This window comes from Corynebacterium ulceribovis DSM 45146 (genome assembly GCF_000372445.1).
In the GTDB taxonomy this organism is placed as follows: domain Bacteria; phylum Actinomycetota; class Actinomycetes; order Mycobacteriales; family Mycobacteriaceae; genus Corynebacterium; species Corynebacterium ulceribovis.
This window is the reverse complement of sequence record NZ_AQUY01000004.1, coordinates 150,744-171,258: the sequence shown is the minus strand read 5'-3', so window position 1 is coordinate 171,258 and position 20,515 is coordinate 150,744. Positions and strand designations below refer to the sequence as shown.

Genomic DNA, 20,515 nt, shown 5'->3' with positions numbered 1-20,515 from the left:
TACTGCTCCTCTCTGATCCCGACGATACCCATCCCCAGCAATCTCGCCAGCACCACATGTACTACCGCAGCAGCCGCCCCAATTCGGCCGCTAGCGCACTGAGTTGCTGCTCACTATGGCTTGCCATCACAGTTATCCGCAGAATCGCTTCACCCCGTCGCACCGTCGGATAGCGAATTGCCGGAATGAAAAACCCCGCGGCCCGCAGCTGCTCCGCCACCGTCATGGCGACAGTTTCATCGCCGATTGGCACCACGATGATTGGCCCATCCCCGGCTGCCGAAGGCAGCACGCCAACGTCATAAAGCAACTGCCGCAACCGAAGTGCATTGTGCTGCAACCTGCCGACGTGGCTTGGTACTAACCGCAGTGCCGCACGAACTGCGGCGGGGACGGCGGCGGGTGCGGCGGTGGAGAAAATATAGCTGCGGGCCCGGTTGCGAAGCAGGTGCGCAACCGGCGCGCTGGCAAGCACAAAACCGCCCTCCACGCCGAGGGCTTTGGATGCGGTCCCCACCAAAATGTCCGGTAGGTCAGTGCCGAAATGTTCCGCAATGCCGCGACCAGTTTCCCCGAGGGTACCGACGCCGTGCGCGTCGTCAATCATCAACCAAGCGCGATGCACCCGCGCTAGTTCCTGTAGTTTCGGCAGGTCAGCGACGTCCCCGTCCATAGAAAACACGCCGTCGGAAATAATCAGCGCGCGCCCTAGGCCACGGCTTGCAAGCTGCTCCGCCAAGACGTCGTAGTTGCGGTGCGGGAAAATTTTTGTGCTTATTGACGCCACGGTGCGGCTGGCCATCCGGCAGCCATCGATGATGCTGGCGTGGTTCAGCGCGTCCGAGAAAATCGTGACGGGCTCGTTTGTGCTGGCAGCGAGTTCGGCGAGCACGGTGATGGTGGCCAGGTTTGCCTGATAGCCGGTGGTGAAGAATACGGCGGCGGGGGCACCGAAGATGCTGGCAAGGTCGTGTTCTAGTGCTGTGTGTTGGCAGGTGGTGCCAGTGGTGAGCCGGGAACCGCCGGATCCAACGCCGTAGCTGTTGATGGCGTCGATGGCAGCCGCTGTGACCTGTGGATGTTCGGCGAGACCGAGGTAGTTCGAGGAGGAGAACAGCTCGATTTCGCGGCTTGGCGCATCGGTAGAAGACAGCGTCGTGTGCGCGGTCTGTGCGGCGGCGAAGGTCGCGGCGTTGCGCTCTAACCCAGCTTCGCGCCAGCGGGCGTTGCTCGCTTCCGCAAGCGCGGTGAGGTCAGCGCTGGGTGCAGTGGGCCCAACACTCATGGGATGCGTGCTTCCAGCTGGTCAAACCCTTCGACGACGACGGGCGCGTTTTCCAGCCAGTCAATAGTGTCGGCGACTGTTGCCTCGTCGCGCGGACCGTTATAGATGAAAACGCGGGTGCCGATCGCTTCTCCGGCCTGTTTGATATTCGGCAGGCTGTAGAAGTGTGTGGCGTCAGCGGCGTAGCCGATGGTGAAGTCAATGTCGTCGCTAATGCACAGTTCAGCAAGGATATGTGGGTGCGCCGCCACCTTGGAGGCCAAAGCCATCGCTTCGGCGCGGTGCTGCTTTTCGGGGCTGAGCTGTGGGATGGCATGGTCCATGGTGCTGACGCGGACGCCGCGTTCGAGGTCTGGTTCCAGGTGCTCGCCGGTCATTGCGTCAATAAGCATTGCCCCGCGCAACCCCGTGACTGTCCGCAACTTTTCCAGGATGACCTCGTGGTTGGCGCGGACGCCGAGGTCGGTAAGGAGGCGGCGGATGAAGTCATCGGCGGTGGCTGGGGTGGCGTTGCCGGTGCGGTGCAGCGGTAGGCAGGGCACGCGGGTGATGTCGGTGTCGGCGAGCGCTGTCAGGGAAATGTTGACGGCGTCGGGGCGGCCGTTGGGGTGGCCGAGGGCGCGGGTGGTCATGGCCTGGACGATGCTGGCGATGTCGTGAGCTGCCACGATTCTTTCGGCGCCGGAAATGTGGCGGCTGCCCGCACTGGCCCTCATTTTGACGCTAAAACTACTCATGAAGCAAAACTTTAACACTGTTCAAGTGGAAAGTTGAACACTGTACAATTTTGACATACCCCCACCTACACACCGCCACGAAACACGAAAAAGCGCCTGCGCGAAGAGTTTTCACTCAACACACAGGCGCTCGACGCGGAGACGAGAGGATTCGAACCTCCGGCCCGCCGCAAAGCAGGCAACTCCTTAGCAGGGAGCCCCATTCGGCCACTCTGGCACGTCTCCAATTGCATTCAATTATGCAGTTAGTACAGGTTAGGAACCTGCCAGGAAAGTCTACACAACCACTGCCCTAGCCACCAAAATGCCCCGCCCGAAACCGGCAGGGCACCTCAGCACACATGGTTAACCAGCAGCAACCGTTAACCAGCAACAACTACAGCATCTGGCCGCAGCGCTTGCAGCGTCGTCATACCACCAGATAGGGAGGACGAATCAAAGCCAGCCTGGTCCAGAACGCGGTGTGCAATCGCCGAGCGGATACCCGCGGCACAGAACACGCGAATTGGACGACCAGCAGCAGCTTCCCGCACTTCGTCAATGCGGTCTCGCAGCTCAGTGTGTGGAATATTCAGCGCGCCCGGAAGCCCGGTTTCTGCTACTTCCTCCTCGGTTCGCACGTCCAACATCAGCGCCTCTGCCCGCGCCGTATCCAGGTCCCGCGCGTCCCAAATCTTCACGGTACCGTCCAGCACATTCGAGCCGTACATACCGACAAAGTTCACCGGATCCTTCGCCGACCCATATGGCGGAGAGTAAGCCAGATCCAGGTCAATAAGCTCTGGTGCAGTGGCACCAAAGCGCATCGCGGTAGCCAAAACGTCAATACGCTTATCAACGCCATCGGGCCCCACACCCTGCGCGCCGAGCAACTTGCCGGTCTGCGCATCGACATGCACGGCCAGGTGCATACCTTCCGCACCTGGGAAGTAGCCAGCATGCTGCAGTGGGTGCAGGTGCAGGGTGAAGTAGTCAATGCCCGCCGCGTCCAGGGAACGACGGTTTGCGCCGGTCATTGCCGCAGTGAGCTTGCCGACGCGAACAATTGCTGTGGCCAGCGGCTGCGGAATCTGATGCGCTGCTTCCCCGCGAACGATAAAGTCCGCAACTTGACGGCCAGCACGGTTCGCCGGGCCAGCTAGCGCCACTGGGCGACGAGCGCCGGTGACTGCGTCAGTGCTTTGGGTCGCGTCACCAACAGCAAAGATATCCTCCAGGTTGGTGCGGCCATGCTGGTCAACGACGATGGCACCGCGTTCGGTTTTCACGCCAGCTGCTTCAAACACTGCAGTGTCTGGGCGCACACCAATTGCCATGACAATAACGTCGGCTGCTACTTCAGTGCCGTCGGCCAGCACCACAGTGTCTTCCTCGGCACCGACCTTAATCTTTTCGGCGGCCACACCGGTGTGTAGCTTAATGCCGAGACGCTCAGTTTCTGCAGTGATGAACGCAGCGAGTTCGTCATCTAGTGGCGGCACAACATGCGGCGCCATTTCCACGATGGTGGTGTCCAGGCCTTCCATGGCGAAAGCTTCAGCAGCTTCAATGCCGATGAAACCGGCGCCAAGGACCACGGCCCGGCGCGCACCGGATTCCACTTGGTCGCGCAGCGCAATGGCATCGTCGACGGTGCGCAGAGTACGCACGCGAGGGGAATCTAGGCCTTCAATTGGCGGCTCGAAGGCTTTCGCGCCCGGGGACAGCACCAGCTTGTCGTAGCTGATTTTCTGCTCACCGTCTGGGGTTTGGACGGTGACTTCCTTGGCTTCAGCGTCAACGCCGGTGACGTCATGGAATGGGCGAACATCGAGGTTCAGCGACGCTTTGAGGTTCTCTGGGGTTTGCACTAATAGCTCAGCTTTGTCGGTGATTTCACCGCCGACGTAGTACGGCAAGCCACAGTTGGCGAAAGATACGTGTTCGCCACGTTCTAGGACAATGATTTCCGCTGATTCATCAAGGCGGCGGGCACGAGCTGCGCAGCTCATGCCACCTGCAACACCACCGACAACAACAATGCGCATAGACAATCTCCATTCGAGTTGGTCGCTTACAATTCTGCCCTAGTTAGCGCTGGAGCTACCGGGTTTTATTGCGCCGGATGGCCTGAGTCACTCGTTTCAACCAAATTCGGGGGTATACCCTGGCCGGTATCCCGCTGTGTGGCACTGTCCGAGTGGATACCCTTCTGAGCTGCCCACTTGTGGCGCTCCGCATCCGAGCGACGCTTATTCCGCAGCATGCTGATACCGATAGCTAGGCCAATGACCACCGGCACCCAGACCTTGGAATAGGTGATGAGGAAGTCCAACCACGCTGGTATCTCTGGCAGACTCCACGACGGCCAAGAAATCTCTGGCACAGGCAGCGTCATCTGCGGCAAGGTCGGTGTCGGCAACTCCATTTGCGGCCATGCGGGCCTCTGTGGCCAGTTGATTCCCCATTCCGGCAGGAAACTGAGCAGCCACTCAATGAACCGACCTATAAGCGGGCCAAGCACAATCACCGCCAGAGCCCAGCCACCTTTACCCATCCCCGCCATCAGCGGGAACAGCACCCGCTTCACCGCACTGGACTTCATCGCCTGATTGCGCTTTTCACCGCGGCTACCTTTCGGCGGGATGAACTCAACCACCGTTGATCCTTGGCGGAAATTGATATTGGTGATGTCGCCGAAAGTGTTCTTATACAACCGCAGGTGCGGCTTTTCCCGGTCGACAGTCCCAGAGCCATCATGCAGCTTGCTCAGCGTTTTCTGCTTCCGCAGCGGAACCTTGCCATCCAGCACTCGGTCCCCACGGAAATAGACTTCCCCACCAGCTTTGATCTGCATTCGCGACGGTGGGTCCTGCAGCCGCGCTTTGGCCCGTTCCCGCATGCCCGCGCTTAGCGACGGAGCTTCCGCGCGAATCACTTCGCCATCGTCATCAAGCTTCGGTTCGCCCGGCCAGTCCGGGTATTTTTCCAGAAACTCCCAGTCAAAGCCGCGCTCTACCTCAATCAAGCCCAGCTTCGGATGGTCCAGCTGCCAAACCTCCATCAGCTCGCCGCCTTCGCGCCGAGCCAACCACCGATTGCGCACAGCGGCACCAGACCAAGCAGATAAATCCAGGCCGCGTCGTTGTAATACATTTTCACCGACAGCCAGAAGGTCACACCCAGCAGAATCGGATACATCCAGGTTTGCCGGAACACATATCCGTCAATAAGCCCACAGACCAGGGCCATCACCGGCAACAGCACCACCATCATTGGGGCCGCGCCGCCACCGCCCAACACGCCGACGAAATATGGCAGCACTAAAAACCCCAGCAGCATCGGCAGGTAGGTGAGGTGTTGCTTGGCGGTGCGCTCGTCGTCACTGTCCTTCTTGACGTCGGTTTCGTCCGCAAGTTCTTCTAGTGTTCTCGCATTCTGCGCCGCTTCGGTCATGCAACAACCATACGACAAAAACCCCAAACCGCAGCAATAACTGCAGGTCAGGGGTTAATTTGCGGAAGTGGAGGGATTTGAACCCCCGGATAGTTTCCCATCGCTGGTTTTCAAGACCAGTGCATTCGGCCGCTCTGCCACACTTCCTTGCGCGTTCATGCGTCGGCTCATTCTAAACGATCTACCCCAGCCATGACTAATTCCCCGCCACCGCGCCGTCCGCTCACCTACGCTGGAAGCCATGAAGGCAATCGTCCAAACAGACATTTCTGATAAAACTGCCCTGAACTGGCAGGAAACTTCCGATCCGATCTGCCGCCCTGGCGAAGTGATCATCGATATCCACTACACCAGCGTCAACCGCGCGGACCTCCTGCAGGCGATGGGCTACTACCCGCCACCGCCAGGCACCACCGACATCATCGGATTGGACTGCTCGGGTGTCATTTCGGAGGTTGGCCCGGATCAGCCGGAGGGCAGCAATTGGCAGGTCGGCGACCAGGTGTGTGCCCTGCTCGCGGGCGGTGGTTATGCCGAACGCGTTGCCGTTCCTGCAGGTCAGGTCATGCCGCTGCCGGAGGGCTACGACCTAGAAAAAGCCGCTGCTGTCCCCGAGGTCGCCTGCACCGTGTGGTCGAACCTCGGAATGCTCGCCCAGCTCAGCGCCGGTGACACAGTCCTCATTCATGGCGGTTCCGGCGGTATCGGCAGTTTCGCCATCCAGGTAGCGCACCTCAAGGGCGCCACAGTTGCCGTCACCACAGGCACCGCAGAGAAGCTGGAGTACTGCAAGCAGCTCGGCGCGGATATCCTCATCAATTACCGTGAGGACGATTTCGTCGACATCATGCAGGAGCACGGCGGCGCCGACATTATTTTGGACATCATGGGCGCCAAATACCTCGACCGTAATATCCGCGCCCTCGCGAAGGACGGCACCATCGTCGTCATTGGCCGACAAGGCGGCAACAAGGCCGAACTCAACCTGGGCCTGCTGCATGACAAACGCGCCTCCATCCGCACCACCAAACTCCGCGACCGCAGCGTCCCCGACAAGGCAGAAATCTGCCGGGAGACGGTGGCCAATGTATGGCCATTGCTTAATGACGGAAAGATCGACCCGAATTTGCACACTGTGCTGCCGATCCAAGAGGCATCAGATGCGCATAAGCTACTGGCGTCCGGCGGTGTCACCGGCAAGATCGTGTTGCAAGTTCCGCGGACCTAACCCGTTGGCATAACTCTTAAGGAGCATTGTGTTGCGTTTTCTTTGGAATTTCTTCATCCGCACTGCCGGCACCGCATTGGCATTGTGGCTGGTCACTCTGATTTTCTCTGGGGTGCAAGTCAGTGCGCCGGACGGTGCTAGCAACCAGGAAAAGATTCTGGTGTTCCTCGGCATCGCCTTGGTCATTGGGTTCTTGAACGCAGTGGTCGACCCGATTTTGAAGGTGATCGGCTTCCCAATCACTTTCCTCACTTTGGGGCTATTCGCCCTGGTGATTAACGCCATTGTGTTCTGGCTGGCCGAACCGGTGTCGAATGCTTTCGGTCTTGGCCTAGAAGTCAATGGTTTCTGGGCAGCGCTTTGGGGCGCCATCCTGTTGTCGCTGGCGCAGTGGCTGATCAGTCCGCTGACCGGCGCACTACGCAGCAAGGAGTAAGTCACTCCCAGCGGCGGGGCCAGTGAACCTAAGCCAGCGAAGCTACCGCGCGGAGCAAATGATCAACGTCATTGGTGGTGTTAAAGACAGATAGCCCCACCGTGACGGCTCCGCCAACATCCCCGGCCCCCATTGCGTCAATAAGCGGGTTTGTGCCGGGACCACTGACCGTCGCAACCAATCCATTGTCCAGCAGTCGTTCTGCAACGCGGTCGGCTGGGACGCCGCGGACAAGGAAACTGATGCGTGGGATGCGTTCCAAGTTCGCCGGATCGGTGCCGGTAACTTCAACGTCGCCGTCAATGCCGAGCAGGTACACCACGCCGAGGCTGCGAAGCCCATCAATCAGGTAGCGGTCCAACTGCGAGAGGTAGCGGGTTGCCGCAGGCATCGACAGTTCCAGACGACGACGGCGCGTACCGCGAGCATCCGGGTTCAGCAACGCCAAATGGTCGATGCTGGTAGCAACCGCACCAAGCAACGTTGGCGACAGTCGGCCCAGCTCCAGCTTCCGCGCACCTTCCACATTCGGAGCAATCGCCCGGGACTTCATCCGGCGGAACACCGCAGGGTCACGGAAAATCAGCGCCGCAACATCCGGGCCGCCCCACGCCGCAGCATCCACTAACACCGCATCGGCGCCCAACCCGGCCAAACTAATCAACCGGTATGGCGCCACCGCCGACGCGTCGACCAGCACCAACGCCTGGCTACGGGCGCGCACCACATCAGCAGCCGAACGCACCGCAGTCAGCGCGCCAGTCAAACTATGCGCCGCTGGGATAGACACCAGGCGCGTGGACTCGTTCACCAAATCTTCGTACTGCCAATGCGGCAACGTGCCGGTCGACAGGTCAGCTTCAGCCATCCGCACCCGGGAACCGTACAGGTCGGCGGCGCGGCGCAGCGGCACCTGCACCTCAGCGTCGTCACTGCGGGAGAGCACCATTTCGGTGCCCATCCCCAGCCGCAACTGCATCGCATCAGCGAAATCAGCCATCAGCTGCTCACGGGAATGGCCCAGCACCACACCTTCGGCACTGGCACCAACCAAATCCGCGAACGCTGCCCGAGCCGTGGCATCCATGGATGCGCCAGCATGGTCCCCAGCAATAGGGGCCCGAGAGTGCAGGCCGGTCGCGGGTTCCGGGGCTAAGGTACGGCGTGACGTGCGCACAGAAGTCGAAACAACGGAGGACACCCGTTCCGGGGTCTGCGAACGTTCCTGCGCATTCAGGTACGTCCAGCCGTCAGCCAGCGAGACATAAAGCCCGCGGACAGCGGCAACGTCAAACACCACAAATACCCTTCTTCCACTCTCTAAAACTCACCCGAAAGGTTATCTCATTATCTCCCTAGTATGCCCGCCTCATACAACCAGTGCACTGTCCCAGGTAGGTTTAATGCCGTGACTGTTTCAGAAGACAACTCTTCCTCCGACACCGGCAATGGAAAAGCGCCCGATACTGGGCACCCATCCGCTGGTGGCGGTCAGGAAGCAATCGCCGCAATGGTCGCGCGCATGGTCAGCGATGTTGACACCGCAGAAGCCCCACCATCAAAGTCAAAAACTTTCGGGGCGGCCTGGCGAGACCTCGTCCGCGGCGTACAACAACGCCAACTCTGGATTGAGTTGGGTCTGCAAGACATTAAACAACGCTACCGCCGCTCCACGCTAGGCCCCCTCTGGATCACAGTTGCTACCGGCGTGATGGCCGCCGCTTTGGGCCTGCTGTACTCGGTACTGTTCCAGATTCCGCTGGGCGATTTCCTGCCGCATGTGACCGTCGGCCTGATTATTTGGGGCTTCATTTCCGGCTGTGTCAAAGACGGCTCGGAGATTTTCATTGAGAACGAAGGCCTGATTAAACAGCTACCGAGTGCCCTGTCGGTGCACGTCTACCGCTTGGTGTGGCGCCAGCTGCTGTTTTTAGCGCACAACATGGTCATTTGGCTGGTGCTGATTTTGGTGTTCCCACGACCATTCGGCATCGAACTATTGCTGGTCATCCCAGCAATGTTGTTGCTGCTGCTGAACGGCGCGTGGGTCACCATGTTCTTCGGCATTGTGGCGACCCGCTACCGCGATATTGCACCGCTGTTGGAGTCGCTGATTCAGCTGGCGTTTTACGTCACCCCAATTGTGTGGACCACCGAAACGCTCTACGCCCAGGGCGGCGAAGTTGCGCAGCGCGCCAAAATCGCGGAGCTCAACCCGCTGTACCACTACTTGGAGATCATTCGCGCGCCGCTTCTGGGTAACTCAACTGCCGCCTACCACTGGTGGATTGTGCTGGGCTGCACCGCTTTCGGCGTACTCATTACCTTGGTTGCGATGCGGCAGTGGCGTTCCCGCGTTGCCTACTGGGTTTAGTTCCGGGTCAAGTTTCGGGTTCAGGAGGACTCCACTTTCATGGTCAGCATTGACACCTACAACGCATGCGTCGACTTCCCTGTCTTCGACGCAAAAACCCGGTCCCTGAAGAAGGCATTCCTCGGCGCTGCCGGCGGTGCCATCGGCCGCAATGAACACAACCTTGTCGTTGTCGAAGCGCTGAAGAACATCAACCTGCATCTGCAGGAAGGCGACCGCGTCGGGTTGGTCGGCCACAATGGTGCCGGTAAATCCACACTGCTGCGACTGCTGTCGGGCATTTATGAGCCAACCCGTGGCTCTGCCCGCATCCGTGGCCGCGTCGCCCCAGTCTTCGATTTGGGTGTCGGCATGGACCCAGAAATCTCTGGCTACGAGAACATCATCATTCGCGGCTTGTTCCTTGGGCAGACCCGCAAGCAGATGATGGCGAAAATCGACGACATTGCGGACTTCTCTGAGCTCGGCGAGTATCTGAACATGCCGCTGCGCACCTACTCCACCGGTATGCGAATCCGTCTGGCCCTAGGCGTAGTCACCTCGATTGAGCCAGAGATTTTGCTTCTTGACGAAGGTATCGGCGCTGTGGACGCGGCCTTTATGGCCAAGGCCCGCGGACGTCTTAAAGAGCTGGTGGAACGCTCCGGCATCTTGGTGTTCGCTTCGCACTCCAACGAGTTTTTGGCGCAGCTGTGCGACACCGCCATGTGGATTGACCACGGTGAACTCCGCGCTGCAGGTTCCGTGGCCGATGTGGTCGGCCAGTACGAAGGGCCAGAGGCCGCGCAGCATGTCCGCAATATCCAGGCGGGTCTGAACTAGCTTCTCCCGCAACCGCCAAAAATAAGACACCAAGTCGTTCGCTGCTCCGCCGCGCTAACCGAGTTTTCGGGCGGCGGTGTGCCAGACTATTGGCATGAATTCAGGTTCTTCCGCACCGTCACAAAGCAACAAAATCGCAGCGGTGATTGTTACCCATCAGCGGGCTGAACAACTGCGCGATTCACTGGAAATTGTGTGCCGCCAAACGCTGCCCGTCGACTGGGTCGTTGTGGTCGACAATGGTGCGGAAAAGCAGGTTGAGCAGCTAGTTCGCGACATCGCTGGTGACCGCGGTGTGTACCTGCCGTCAAAACGCAACCTCGGTGGGGCCGGCGGCTTCGCCTACGGTTTCCTGCAAGCCCTCGCCCTTGGCGCGGAGTGGGTGTGGTGCGCCGATGACGATGGCCGCCCAGAAGATGAGACGGTGCTGGCCACCTTGCATGCGATGGCCGAGGCGAAGAACCTGGCGGAAGTCTCCCCAGTGGTGGTCAGCCTGAATGAGCCAGAGCGGCTGGCATTCCCGTTGCGCCGTGGCCTGCAGTGGCGTCGGATGCGTGCGGAGCTGACCCCAGAGGGCACGGAGGTTTTCCTGCCGGGCATCGCCAGCCTGTTTAACGGCGCCCTGTTCCGCGCCAGCACCCTCGACCAGCTGGGTGTGCCGGACTATCGTCTGTTCATCCGCGGCGACGAAGTGGAGTTCCACCGCCGTCTATCCCGTTCTGGTTTGCCGTTTGGCACTTGCCTGACCACGGCATACCTGCACCCGGATGGTGCCGACGAGTTCCGGCCGATTCTGGGCGGCAAAATGCACACGCAGTACCCAGACAATGAGTTCAAGCGCTTTTTCACCTACCGCAACCGCGGTTTCCTGATGAATCAGCCAGGGATGCGGAAGCTATTGCCGCAGGAGTACGCCCGGTTTGCGTGGTTCTTCCTGGTGCAGCAGCGCGATGTTGCCGGGTTCAAGAATTGGTTGCGGCTGCAGACGATGGGCCGCCGCGAGCATTTCCGTCGGCCACAGAATTAGGCGTGGCAACGAGGCCGTGGCCAAAGCCTTAGCGCACCTTGAAAATGACGGTGCGCTGCACGATGAAGTTCACAACCGTCGCTACGCCCTGCGCAATGACGAAGGACACGGTGTCTTTCCATACCCCGTCGAGCCCGAGGTCAATCAGCGGCTGGTTGGTGAATTTGTATAGCCCAACCTGCACGGCGAAGGTGGTCAGGTAGAGCACCGCCACGGCCGCGGCTTTCTTCCAGGATCCGTCGGATTGAAAGGTCCAGCGGCGGTTCATCAGGTACGCGGCGATGGTGCCGAGCACCCAGCCCATGGCTTTGGCCCAGGTGCGCTGAATCCCGAATGCTTGGAAAATCAGGGTGGAGCCGAAGTCGATGACGGCGGCGCCGATGCCGGTAATCAGAAAGCGGGTGGCTTGCACCTGCAGCGACAGGCCAGCGCCCTGCTGGGTGGTCTCTGGGTTATTCACAAACAGTCAGGCTACCGTGTGGCTGCTTAGCGTGTTGCTGCCGCGCTTGGCGAGTCCAGTTCCGGGTTGCGGAACACTTCCCGCAGCATCGCTACCCGGTCGACAGCCGCTGCGGGCTCCGGCCCGATGCACCCCAGGTCGATTAGTTTCTGCAGGGTGTGTGGGCACAGCGCGTCAATTGCTTGTTGACGTATTGGGGAGCCATCGTCTTCTACCCACCCGAGCGCAGCCATGGCGTATTCGGTGATTTCGGCGCGGTGATTCTCATCCGTCAGCGCGGCAAAACACAGCATATTGATGAACGCGGCGTCCCGGCCCGCCTGGTCGGAGGCATCTTCTAGGGGCAGTTCGGCGCATTCGTGCGCCAATTCCGGTGCGATATCTGATTCGCGGCGCAGGTCAAGGGCCTGCAGCAGCGGGATGAAGTCGAAAATGCCGGAGCGGGAAATCACGTCCCGCACTTCCGTCCTGGTGCTGTCCAGCACGGAGCGGATGGTGCGTTCACCGGTCAGGTTCGCGTTGATTTCGGCGATATCCGGTGCGGCGTCGAGGTCCGCGTAGGCAAGGTCGTCCAGGGTGCCTGAGAGGGTGCCGGTGAGCATGCCAGCGCCGCCGACGCAGAGTGCGTCTGGGGTTGCGCCGTCACGGGGGATGCTGTCGGAAACAAAGAGCTCAGCGTGGTGGCGCCCCCAGTGCCACACACCGGACATGTCCGTGTCGGGGAATACTTCACCGATCTGGGCATCATCGTCGACCTGCATATCGTCAACAAGCACGGCGCGCGGTAGGTCTGCGGCGGTGGGGGTGCTGGGTTGAGTATCGAAGGCTACTTGGAGGACGTGGCTGAGTTCAGCGATGGTGAGTTGGTTGTTGATGCCAATTTGGCGGTAGATTCCGGATGAGTTTCGAATGGCAGCGCTGATGATGAGCGTGGCCGGATCGAGGTCCGCGCGCACGCCGGGGAAGGCGATGACGTTATTTCGCGGCATGCCCCCAGCGTAGCTAGTTATCGGCGCCGAGGCCGCCCGCAAGTGGGTTGACCTGCGTTTTCTTCGGCATGCGGAGTACTTCGCGGAGAAATTCACGTCGAGTCCGCGACAATGGGCCACCCAAAGTCAGGCCATCTTCACCCACAATGCCAAGCTCCCGCAGCACTGTGGATGTCAGTGGCGTCGGCAGCGGTTCGCGCGCGGCCGCTGGGTCGGTGGTTGGGTCGGTGTCGGTGTCGTTGGACCAGCCGGCCCACGCCAGGCCTTCCATCGACAGGATGCGGGCAGGGCCATAGGGCAGCCCAATCAGGCTGAGGAGTTTCAGCCAGGCGGCGTCGTTAGCTCGGCCGGAGCGCTCTAGTGGCAGTTTCCGGGCGATGTGGCGCAGCAGGCGGCCAGGTTTGCGGTGCAGTTGCGCGCCCAGTGGGGTGAAGGCGCCGGTGTCGTCCAGCAGGTCCATGGCGGTCAGCGCGGCCTGGACGTCAGATGGGATGCGCACGCCGGAGCCTGCTTGTTCCAGGGCGCTGCGCAGTGGTTCGACCAGGGTGGCGCGTTGTTNTTTGGTGGCGTGGGCTTTGCGGCCGGGTTCGACGAAGGAAATGAGCTGTGCCAGTTCCCACATTCCGGTGCGCAGTACGAGGTCTTGCAGGCCTGGTTTGGTCGATTGCAGGGTTTCCATGACCCAGCGTTCGGCGTCGAGTTCGCGGTTGACGCTGGCGATGTCGAAGGGCATGCCGCCTTTGTGGGCTGGGATGTCGCCGGCTCCGTCAATAAGCAGGGTGGATGGTTGGCCGGCGGTGACGTTGGCTACGTGCACGGTGATGGTGGCGCGCAGTGGTTCGTCGAAGTCGTGCAGGAAGGTGAGGCTGTCGCCGGGTTGGGCGAGGAGTTCGCCGACGGTGAGCAGTTCGGAGGGAGTGCCGGAGGCTTGGTGGCGCTCGAGGGAACCAGCGGGCATGACGGTGGCGTCGGCGGCGGGTTCGCAGTCGTGGCACGGTTGCCGGAAGGCGTGGGGTGCGGTGTCGGCGAGGGAGAGGACGGTTTGCACGATGCGGCCGAACCGGGTCATGGTCATGCCGATGGGTACCCGCAGTCGGCGCCACACTTTGTCGGTGACGTCCTGCCCAAGAGTGCTGGTGTCGACTGCGATGTGCAGGACGATGGCGTTTTGGGCGTCGTCGGGCGCGGCGGCACTGTGCATTCGCAGTGCGCGCTGTGGCTGGTTGTCACTTACCGGTGACCAGCCATTGGGGTTGGCCCCCGACCCGTTCTCTGTCATGTGTTGAAGTTTAAAGCCGGTTGCACGAGTTGGCAGTTCGGGTGTGTCGTGTTAGCGCCGTGGCCGGGGGTACCCAGGTTGGTCACAGTGCAGTTACGACGCGGTGACCAGCGGGAAGTATTCCGGTTCATCGGGCCGGGCGGGGCCAAACTCTGCCAGGTACTTCCGGCGGCGCCGCACGGACACAATGTCCAACCAGGTGCCGATGAGCTCGCGCCATGCCATCGCCCACGCGTGTGCCGTTTTACCTGCCGCTTCACCGTGGTACGCGGCGTCGAGTGGTGTTAGGTCTGGCACTTTCGGGAATCGTGGCAGCGAAATCGCGTTGCCCGATTCCTTGTAGTTTTTCGCCGCCGCCGTCATGTCGTCGATGTAGGTGCGCAGCGCCGCGACGGTAGCCACTGGGTCCACGAAGTCCAGCTCCGGCAGCGCATCTGGTTGCGTGTCTGTGAGGTCAGCCAGTGCGGTGTGTGCGGCGTCGGTGGCATGTACTGGCGTCAGTGTCAGTAGGTCCTTGAGCTTTGTGACGTTATCGGCCCCAGCTTGTGCCCCTGATGCTTCAAGCGGCGGAGCATCGATGGTGAGCAACCAGGCGCCGGAGAGCCGTCCGGTGGTGATGTCGGTGGTGAGCTCGATGTGCCAGACCGCGAATGTGGTGGCACCGGTGCCGCTGTCGGTGGCGTCGATGACAGCAAGGGTGCGTGGCGTGTCGAATTCGAGTGCAGGCACGGACTAGCTTTCAGTGGTTGCGGTGTACTCGTCGAGCTTTTCTTCTAGGACGAGCAGCCCGTAGGTGGCCGCGGCGTAGCCAAAGGCCATGAGGGTGTGGGGTTTGTGGACACCTCGGCGGCGTAGCTTCTTGGCAATGGCGGTTTCGGCTTTTTCTTCCAGCCACATCATGCCGGTGGTGAAAGCTGCGATGGAGCCACCGAGGATGGTGAGGGTGGCGGCTGGGGAGAGCTGGTCCGCTTCGAGGGTGCCGGCAGAGGTGTCGAGAACGCTGTCGATCGCTTCTTTGAAGTCGCTGTCGCCATCCCCGTCGGAATCTTCGAATGGACTGAATTGGGTGGCAGCGTAGGCGGCGGTGAATACGGCCAGCAGGCCAACCCGAGTCAAGCGCTTGGCGGTCTTGTTCTGGACGTAGTCAGGAACTGCTTCGTACAGGCCACTGATGACGGAAGTAGCCAGGTACGTCGCGTGGCGGGCCAGTGCAGATTTCGCGGGCGGGTTAGCTGCTGGAGTGGTGTTACCAGGGTTTCTCATAGCCCTAATAGTAACGTCATTTCCATGTTTGGATTTTTCAAAAAGAAGCAGGCTGAGCCGCAGCATATTGCCGCACAGCGGACGAATACGCCGCTCAGCGGTGAGCTGACTCGAATGGTGGCCCAGGAGTTGCCGTTGCTCGATTCCGCAGACCGGGGCCGTGTGTATCGAATTTTAGAGGAGTACGAGGGGCCGACGATTACTGCTCAGGAAGATTTGCCAGCTGAGCTGCGGGAGATTCTCGGGCTGGACTAGGCGACTAAGGTTTAAGCATTGCATAGAGCAAAAGTCCCAGCACATGGCTGGGGCTTTTGGTTGCGGTACTTGCCTCGACAAGAAATGCGGTTGCTTGTACGCAACAGCTCATCAATTGCTAGCCATGTGAGCAGACCACTCTGGCAGCAACTGGATATAGCAAAACCCTAATAGCCGTAGCTATTAGGGATTTTAAGCGCTCAACTTAAGCAGCGCCGGACAGCAGGCCCTTGACAGCATCCCACAGGCCGGTGACGCCGGTGGACAGAACGTCGGCAATGGACTTGATGAATTCGGTGATGTTTTCAAGCATGTTGAATCCTTTCGAAAGGTGTTACCCCATCCGGTTTCGGTGGAGCTCTGAATAAATACAACCAAGCTCAACGTTGAGAAGCAAACGCCGGATCTTGATGTAACAGACGCTTAATTGTTATCGATGCAACTCGATTAACTTCCGCACCACTAGCCACAGACAACTCCTCTATCTGCAACTTTGTCCCAAAAGCCCCGATATTAGCCGAGCAAGACAGTCTCACAGCCGCCACAAACGAAATTAGAAAAGCTTGCTGACCAAAATAATCGAACATCCCGAAAACATGCAGGTCACTATACGTAAATGCACTCGATGCAATTATTCTATGAAGAATCTCACAGTCATGACTGAAGAGCTAATTCTTAGCCGCCAAATAGACTTCGGAAACAACTTTTCCACAAAGAAAAGGCCCTAATAGCCGTCAGGCTATTAGGGCTTAACCCAGCTCGTAATTAGGAGAGCAGGTCCTGCAGTGCGTCCCACAGCTCGTCAACGCCGGTGGACAGCAGGCCGAAAACTTCATCAACGAATGCAACGATGTTGGAGATCATAATAATCCCTTTCAAAAATAGACTCCCCCAGCCGAGGTTCAACTGGGCTTCACACCTATAGAATCAAGTTATCGTCACACATGCAAATACAAAAAAGCCCTAGCGTACAGCTAGGGCCCCTATTTGCGGTACTCAAGTCGACAAGCGCTACTGCCTAGCAGACCAATTTAGCAGCATCTGACATAACTCAGCCCCAATAACCCGAGGGTTATTGGGGCTGAGTTATTTAGCCTAGGAGACTACCTTAGGAGAGCAGGTCACCCAGTGCACCCCAGACGCCTTCGACGCCAGAGGTCAGCAGGCCCCACAGGCTTTCAATGAATTCAACGATACCAGTCAGCATAGCATTTACCTTTCGTAATTTTCTTCCCCAGCAAGCTTCCCGCTGGGCTTGACACCGATAAAACCAAGCTTTGCAAAGCGACGCAACTGCCAAATCCCAAGGTAACGCCACCGCGACATCTATCGATGCAACACATTTCTCACCCTTAATGACGCCATTTGAAGCACGTCCTACCTGCAGAAACAGAAATGAACTCCATACCCTTTACCCCCAAATAGGACAACACAAGCACTGCTTCTACTTTCAGAATATTAACGGCCATAAACCCTCCACCCCCTCTTGGCAAACATGCAGCTCAAGACGGTTCGCGGCTCACGCAAACGTAATCCTAGTGATATGTATCACACATCTGAGTGTTGGAGGTATTTTCTTCGCGAAAACCCAACTACGTCGCCAATAAATTGCCACAATGCAGACATGCCTATGCGCCTGCCCCTATTTCACGGCCCTGCCTTGCCGGTCGTCACACCACCGGACGCCGCTGGCAGCCCTGCCCCTCGGCCACGAGTCCTTGTCACCGGCGCTTCCTCGGGAATTGGCTGGGCCGCCGCAGAACAGCTCCGCGACGCCGGCTACCAGGTCATCGGCACCAGCCGTCGCGGCGCGGATGCTCCACACCCCAAAGGCATCACCATGCTGCCACTCGATATGGAAGACACTGATTCCATCGAAGCGCTCGCCACGAAGCTTCACTCCCCGGAAGCTCTTGCAGCCCACGGCCCACTTGCCGCCATCGTCGCCAATGCGGGCGAAAGCCAAGTCACCAGCGCCGAAGACATCCCCCTCGAAGACCTCAACCGCCTGTTTCAAGTCAACGTGTTAGGCCAAATCCTACTCGTCAAAAAGCTCCTACCTGCACTAAGGGAAGCCCAGCGCGGACGCATCATCCTCATTGGCTCCATGCTGGGGTGGCTTCCACTGCCTTACCGCGCCACTTATGTCTCCACGAAGGCAGCCATCCGCGGCTACGGTCTGGCGCTGCGTGGGGAAGTCGCAAAATTTGGCATTGGGGTCACCGTCGTCGAACCCGGGGCCATCGCAACTGGACTATCGCAACGCCGCACCATCTACGTGCCGGAAAGCTCCGCCCACTACGCATACGCCCGCACCATGTTGGAAAACCTCGACGCGAACGAGGCGAAAGGGCCACCGCCCGAAGTCATCGCAGAACTGTGCGTCCGAGAAATCCAGGCGAAGCGGCCACTAGCGCTGGCATCACGCGGTTCCATGGCACCAATTATCGGGCCGCTGGCGCGCATTTTGCCGACCCAAACCACGTTGGCACTCATCCGGCGGTTCCACGGGCTCGGAAAATAGAAACGCCACAGTTTCTTAATTAATCCTTATATATAAGGTGCACATGCGGGTACCCCACTGCCCCGCCCTCCACCCGCACTTTGCCGCCCGGCGCGAGTACGATCGACAGCGATGACCAAATCAACGGGCACGACCAGCACCGACGCTTCGACCGGTGCCTACGGGGCCTTGAACACAGAAGCGCAGACCCTGACCGGCTGGGGCCGAACCGCCCCAACAACTGCAGAAGTTCTGTCCACCTCTGACGTAGAAGTCATTGCCAACGCCGTCAAACTCGTCGCCGAACAAAACGACGACAAGCCAGCTCACCTGCGCCGCGGCATCATCGCACGCGGCATGGGCCGCTCCTACGGTGACCCAGCTCAAAACTCCGGCGGCCTCGTCGTGGACATGCAACCACTGAACCGCATCCACTCCATCGACCCAGACACCGCACTGGTTGACGTCGATGGCGGCGTGACCCTGGACCAGCTGATGAAAGCAGCCCTGCCCTACGGCCTGTGGGTTCCAGTGCTGCCCGGCACCCGCCAAGTCACCATCGGCGGCGCCATCGGCCCAGACATCCACGGCAAAAACCACCACTCCGCTGGCTCTTTCGGCGACCATGTGGTGTCCATGGAGCTGCTGGTCGCCGACGGCCGCATCCTGCACTTGGAACCAAACGGCACCAGTGACGACCCAGATGGTTCCCTGTTCTGGGCCACCATCGGCGGTATGGGCCTGACCGGCATCATTGTCCGCGCCGTCATTAAGATGACCCGCACCGAAACGGCCTACTTCATTGCCGACGGTGACCTGACCGGTGACCTGCAGGAAACCATCGACTTCCACTCCGACGGTTCCGAACACAACTACACCTACAGCTCCGCCTGGTTCGACGCGATTTCCCCAGAACCAAAGCTCGGCCGCGCCGCAATTTCCCGCGGTAGCCTGGCCACCCTCGACCAGCTGCGCGAACTGTCGCCGAAACTGGCGAAGGACCCACTGAAGTTCAACGCCCCACAGCTGGTGACCGTTCCGGATATCTTCCCGAACTTCACCATGAACAAGCTGACCATGATGGCCGTTGGTGAACTGTGGTGGATTAAGTCCGGCAAGTACCGCAACCAGGTGCAAAACCTGACGCAGTTCTACCAGCCGCTGGACCTCATCGGCGAATGGAACCGCGGCTACGGTTCCCGCGGTTTCCTGCAGTACCAGTTCGTGGTGCCACGCGAGGCCGTTGACCCATTCAAGGACATCATCCGCGACATCCAAAAGTCCGGCCACTACTCCGCACTGAACGTGTTCAAGCTCTTTGGCGAGGGCAATAAGGCACCGCTGTCCTACCCAATGCCGGGCTGGAATGTGTGTGTCGACTTCCCAATTAAGAAGGGCCTCGGCGGCTTCCTCGACGAGCTCGACCGCCGGGTCATGGAATTCGGTGGCCGCCTGTACTTGGCGAAGGAATCGCGCACCAGCGCCGAGGACTTCCACAAGATGTACCCAGGAATGCAGGGCTGGCTAGACACCCGCCGCGCCATCGACCCAACCGGCGTGTTTGCATCCGATATGTCCCGCCGCCTGGAACTGAATTAGCCCGCGCGCTAGCTAAAAGGAGAAACATGAAAAATGCTGTAGGAAAGCCGCAGACAGTCCTGCTTCTTGGCGGCACCAGCGATATTGGTCTGGCAATCGTCAAAAAGTACCTCGAGCGCGGACCATTCCGCGTAATCCTGGCCGCTCGGGCAAATTCTTCGCGTATTGACGCTGCGAAGGACACCATGACCGCCGCCGGCGCTTCCGAAGTGGACGTTCTGGACTTCGACGCCACCGACTACACATCCCACCCAGCTGTCATTGATGCAGCATTCGCCAAGGGGGATGTTGACGTCGCAATTGTCGCCTTCGGTCAGCTCGGTGACCAGGAAGAACTGTGGCAAAACCAGGCTGCTGCCGTCGAACATGCGCAGACTAACTTCACTGGCCCAGTGTCGGTGGGTGTGCTGCTGGGCAACAAAATGCGTGACCAAGGCCATGGCACCATCATCGCGCTGTCGTCGGTCGCTGGCACCGTGGTGCGCCGCGCCAACTTTGTGTACGGCTCCACCAAGGCCGGTATGGATAGCTTCTACCGACTGCTCGGCGAAGCGCTGCGCGGCACTGGTGTGACCGTCACCGTGGTTCGCCCAGGTCAGGTCCGCACCACCATGACCGAAGGTCTGGAGGAAGCACCACTGACGGTCAACGCGGAAGATGTGGCCGAGGCTGCCGTTCGCGCATCCGACGACCGGAAGCCAGTGGTGTGGGTTCACCCACTATTCCAGCCAATCATTGGCGTACTGTCCCATGTGCCGCAAGCAATCATGCGGAAGCTGCCGTTCTAAGCAGCTACCCAGGGCGACCGCGCTGAGCCGCTTCG

At 59.7% G+C, this 20,515-nt stretch carries 20 protein-coding genes and 2 tRNA genes; 9 read left to right on the top strand and 13 right to left on the bottom strand.

All coding sequences use genetic code 11. From position 1 onward, the window contains the following. Positions 1–61: 61 nt before the first annotated feature. The 7 genes from A3EC_RS0110640 to A3EC_RS0110610 form a co-directional block, all read right to left on the bottom strand. Positions 62–1,285: an aminotransferase class I/II-fold pyridoxal phosphate-dependent enzyme gene (locus A3EC_RS0110640; protein WP_018025172.1), complete on the bottom strand. Its 1,224-nt coding sequence runs from the start codon at positions 1,283–1,285 to the stop codon at positions 62–64. After that, positions 1,282–2,022, bottom strand: coding sequence for a 6-carboxyhexanoate--CoA ligase (locus A3EC_RS12625; protein WP_083880030.1), 741 nt, complete (start codon positions 2,020–2,022; stop codon positions 1,282–1,284). The genes A3EC_RS0110640 and A3EC_RS12625 overlap by 4 nt, the downstream gene beginning before the upstream one ends. A gap of 136 nt (positions 2,023–2,158) precedes the next feature. Next, positions 2,159–2,247 (bottom strand) — tRNA-Ser (locus tag A3EC_RS0110630). A 137-nt stretch (positions 2,248–2,384) separates the two neighbouring features. Then, positions 2,385–4,049, bottom strand: coding sequence for an FAD-dependent oxidoreductase (locus A3EC_RS0110625; RefSeq protein WP_018025170.1), 1,665 nt, complete (start codon positions 4,047–4,049; stop codon positions 2,385–2,387). 65 nt (positions 4,050–4,114) lie between these two features. Continuing rightward, the gene (locus tag A3EC_RS12195) at positions 4,115–5,065 is read right to left on the bottom strand and encodes a hypothetical protein (protein WP_018025169.1); all 951 of its coding nucleotides are present in this window, start codon (positions 5,063–5,065) and stop codon (positions 4,115–4,117) included. Beyond that, on the bottom strand, positions 5,065–5,457 hold the full coding sequence (locus A3EC_RS12620) for a hypothetical protein (protein WP_018025168.1): 393 nt from the start codon (positions 5,455–5,457) through the stop codon (positions 5,065–5,067). Before A3EC_RS12620 ends, A3EC_RS12195 begins: the two co-directional genes overlap by 1 nt. Before the next feature lie 62 nt (positions 5,458–5,519). After that, positions 5,520–5,604, bottom strand: a tRNA-Ser gene (locus A3EC_RS0110610). A gap of 94 nt (positions 5,605–5,698) precedes the next feature. Between A3EC_RS0110610 and A3EC_RS0110605 the strand changes: the two genes are divergently transcribed. Both A3EC_RS0110605 and A3EC_RS0110600 read left to right on the top strand, forming a co-directional pair. Then, complete coding sequence (locus A3EC_RS0110605) at positions 5,699–6,685, top strand: NAD(P)H-quinone oxidoreductase (protein ID WP_018025167.1); 987 nt, start codon at positions 5,699–5,701, stop codon at positions 6,683–6,685. 28 nt (positions 6,686–6,713) lie between these two features. After that, positions 6,714–7,121: a phage holin family protein gene (locus A3EC_RS0110600; protein ID WP_018025166.1), complete on the top strand. Its 408-nt coding sequence runs from the start codon at positions 6,714–6,716 to the stop codon at positions 7,119–7,121. 28 nt (positions 7,122–7,149) lie between these two features. Here A3EC_RS0110600 and A3EC_RS0110595 read toward each other — a convergent pair whose 3' ends face one another. Next, positions 7,150–8,418: an aminotransferase class V-fold PLP-dependent enzyme gene (locus A3EC_RS0110595; protein ID WP_083880035.1), complete on the bottom strand. Its 1,269-nt coding sequence runs from the start codon at positions 8,416–8,418 to the stop codon at positions 7,150–7,152. A 213-nt stretch (positions 8,419–8,631) separates the two neighbouring features. On the opposite strand from A3EC_RS0110595, the gene wzm reads away from it, so the two are divergent. From wzm to glfT1, 3 genes are all read left to right on the top strand, one after another. Then, positions 8,632–9,495 carry a galactan export ABC transporter permease subunit Wzm/RfbD gene (wzm, locus tag A3EC_RS0110590; RefSeq protein WP_051061080.1) on the top strand — a complete coding sequence of 288 codons (864 nt, stop codon included), beginning with the start codon at positions 8,632–8,634 and terminating at the stop codon, positions 9,493–9,495. A gap of 39 nt (positions 9,496–9,534) precedes the next feature. Continuing rightward, positions 9,535–10,317: a galactan export ABC transporter ATP-binding subunit Wzt/RfbE gene (gene wzt, locus A3EC_RS0110585; RefSeq protein WP_018025163.1), complete on the top strand. Its 783-nt coding sequence runs from the start codon at positions 9,535–9,537 to the stop codon at positions 10,315–10,317. 94 nt (positions 10,318–10,411) lie between these two features. After that, the gene (gene glfT1 / locus A3EC_RS0110580) at positions 10,412–11,344 is read left to right on the top strand and encodes a galactofuranosyltransferase GlfT1 (protein WP_018025162.1); all 933 of its coding nucleotides are present in this window, start codon (positions 10,412–10,414) and stop codon (positions 11,342–11,344) included. Between the two features lie 28 nt (positions 11,345–11,372). Here the strand turns inward: glfT1 and A3EC_RS0110575 are convergent, their stop codons facing one another. The 5 genes from A3EC_RS0110575 to A3EC_RS0110550 all read right to left on the bottom strand — a co-directional run bounded on the left by A3EC_RS0110575 (position 11,373) and on the right by A3EC_RS0110550 (position 15,335). After that, positions 11,373–11,804 (bottom strand): GtrA family protein, encoded by a 432-nt coding sequence (locus A3EC_RS0110575; protein ID WP_018025161.1) that lies wholly within the window; start codon positions 11,802–11,804, stop codon positions 11,373–11,375. 26 nt (positions 11,805–11,830) lie between these two features. Further along, complete coding sequence (locus A3EC_RS0110570; protein WP_018025160.1) at positions 11,831–12,793, bottom strand: hypothetical protein; 963 nt, start codon at positions 12,791–12,793, stop codon at positions 11,831–11,833. A 13-nt stretch (positions 12,794–12,806) separates the two neighbouring features. Then, positions 12,807–13,994 carry an IS1096 element passenger TnpR family protein gene (locus A3EC_RS12615; protein ID WP_018025159.1) on the bottom strand — a complete coding sequence of 396 codons (1,188 nt, stop codon included), beginning with the start codon at positions 13,992–13,994 and terminating at the stop codon, positions 12,807–12,809. 171 nt (positions 13,995–14,165) lie between these two features. Further along, complete coding sequence (locus A3EC_RS0110555; protein WP_018025158.1) at positions 14,166–14,801, bottom strand: DUF6218 family protein; 636 nt, start codon at positions 14,799–14,801, stop codon at positions 14,166–14,168. Positions 14,802–14,804: 3 nt separating this feature from the next. Then, complete coding sequence (locus A3EC_RS0110550; protein ID WP_018025157.1) at positions 14,805–15,335, bottom strand: hypothetical protein; 531 nt, start codon at positions 15,333–15,335, stop codon at positions 14,805–14,807. Between the two features lie 24 nt (positions 15,336–15,359). Between A3EC_RS0110550 and A3EC_RS0110545 the strand changes: the two genes are divergently transcribed. The 4 genes from A3EC_RS0110545 (at position 15,360) to dprE2 (ending at position 20,480) form a co-directional block, all read left to right on the top strand. After that, positions 15,360–15,590, top strand: a complete 231-nt coding sequence (locus tag A3EC_RS0110545) for a hypothetical protein (RefSeq protein ID WP_018025156.1) — start codon at positions 15,360–15,362, stop codon at positions 15,588–15,590. Positions 15,591–17,214: 1,624 nt separating this feature from the next. Next, positions 17,215–18,114 carry an SDR family NAD(P)-dependent oxidoreductase gene (locus A3EC_RS0110525; protein WP_245532988.1) on the top strand — a complete coding sequence of 300 codons (900 nt, stop codon included), beginning with the start codon at positions 17,215–17,217 and terminating at the stop codon, positions 18,112–18,114. 111 nt (positions 18,115–18,225) lie between these two features. Next, positions 18,226–19,692 carry a decaprenylphosphoryl-beta-D-ribose oxidase gene (gene dprE1 / locus A3EC_RS0110520; RefSeq protein ID WP_018025151.1) on the top strand — a complete coding sequence of 489 codons (1,467 nt, stop codon included), beginning with the start codon at positions 18,226–18,228 and terminating at the stop codon, positions 19,690–19,692. 26 nt (positions 19,693–19,718) lie between these two features. After that, positions 19,719–20,480, top strand: a complete 762-nt coding sequence (gene dprE2, locus A3EC_RS0110515) for a decaprenylphospho-beta-D-erythro-pentofuranosid-2-ulose 2-reductase (RefSeq protein WP_018025150.1) — start codon at positions 19,719–19,721, stop codon at positions 20,478–20,480. Positions 20,481–20,515 lie beyond the last annotated feature (35 nt).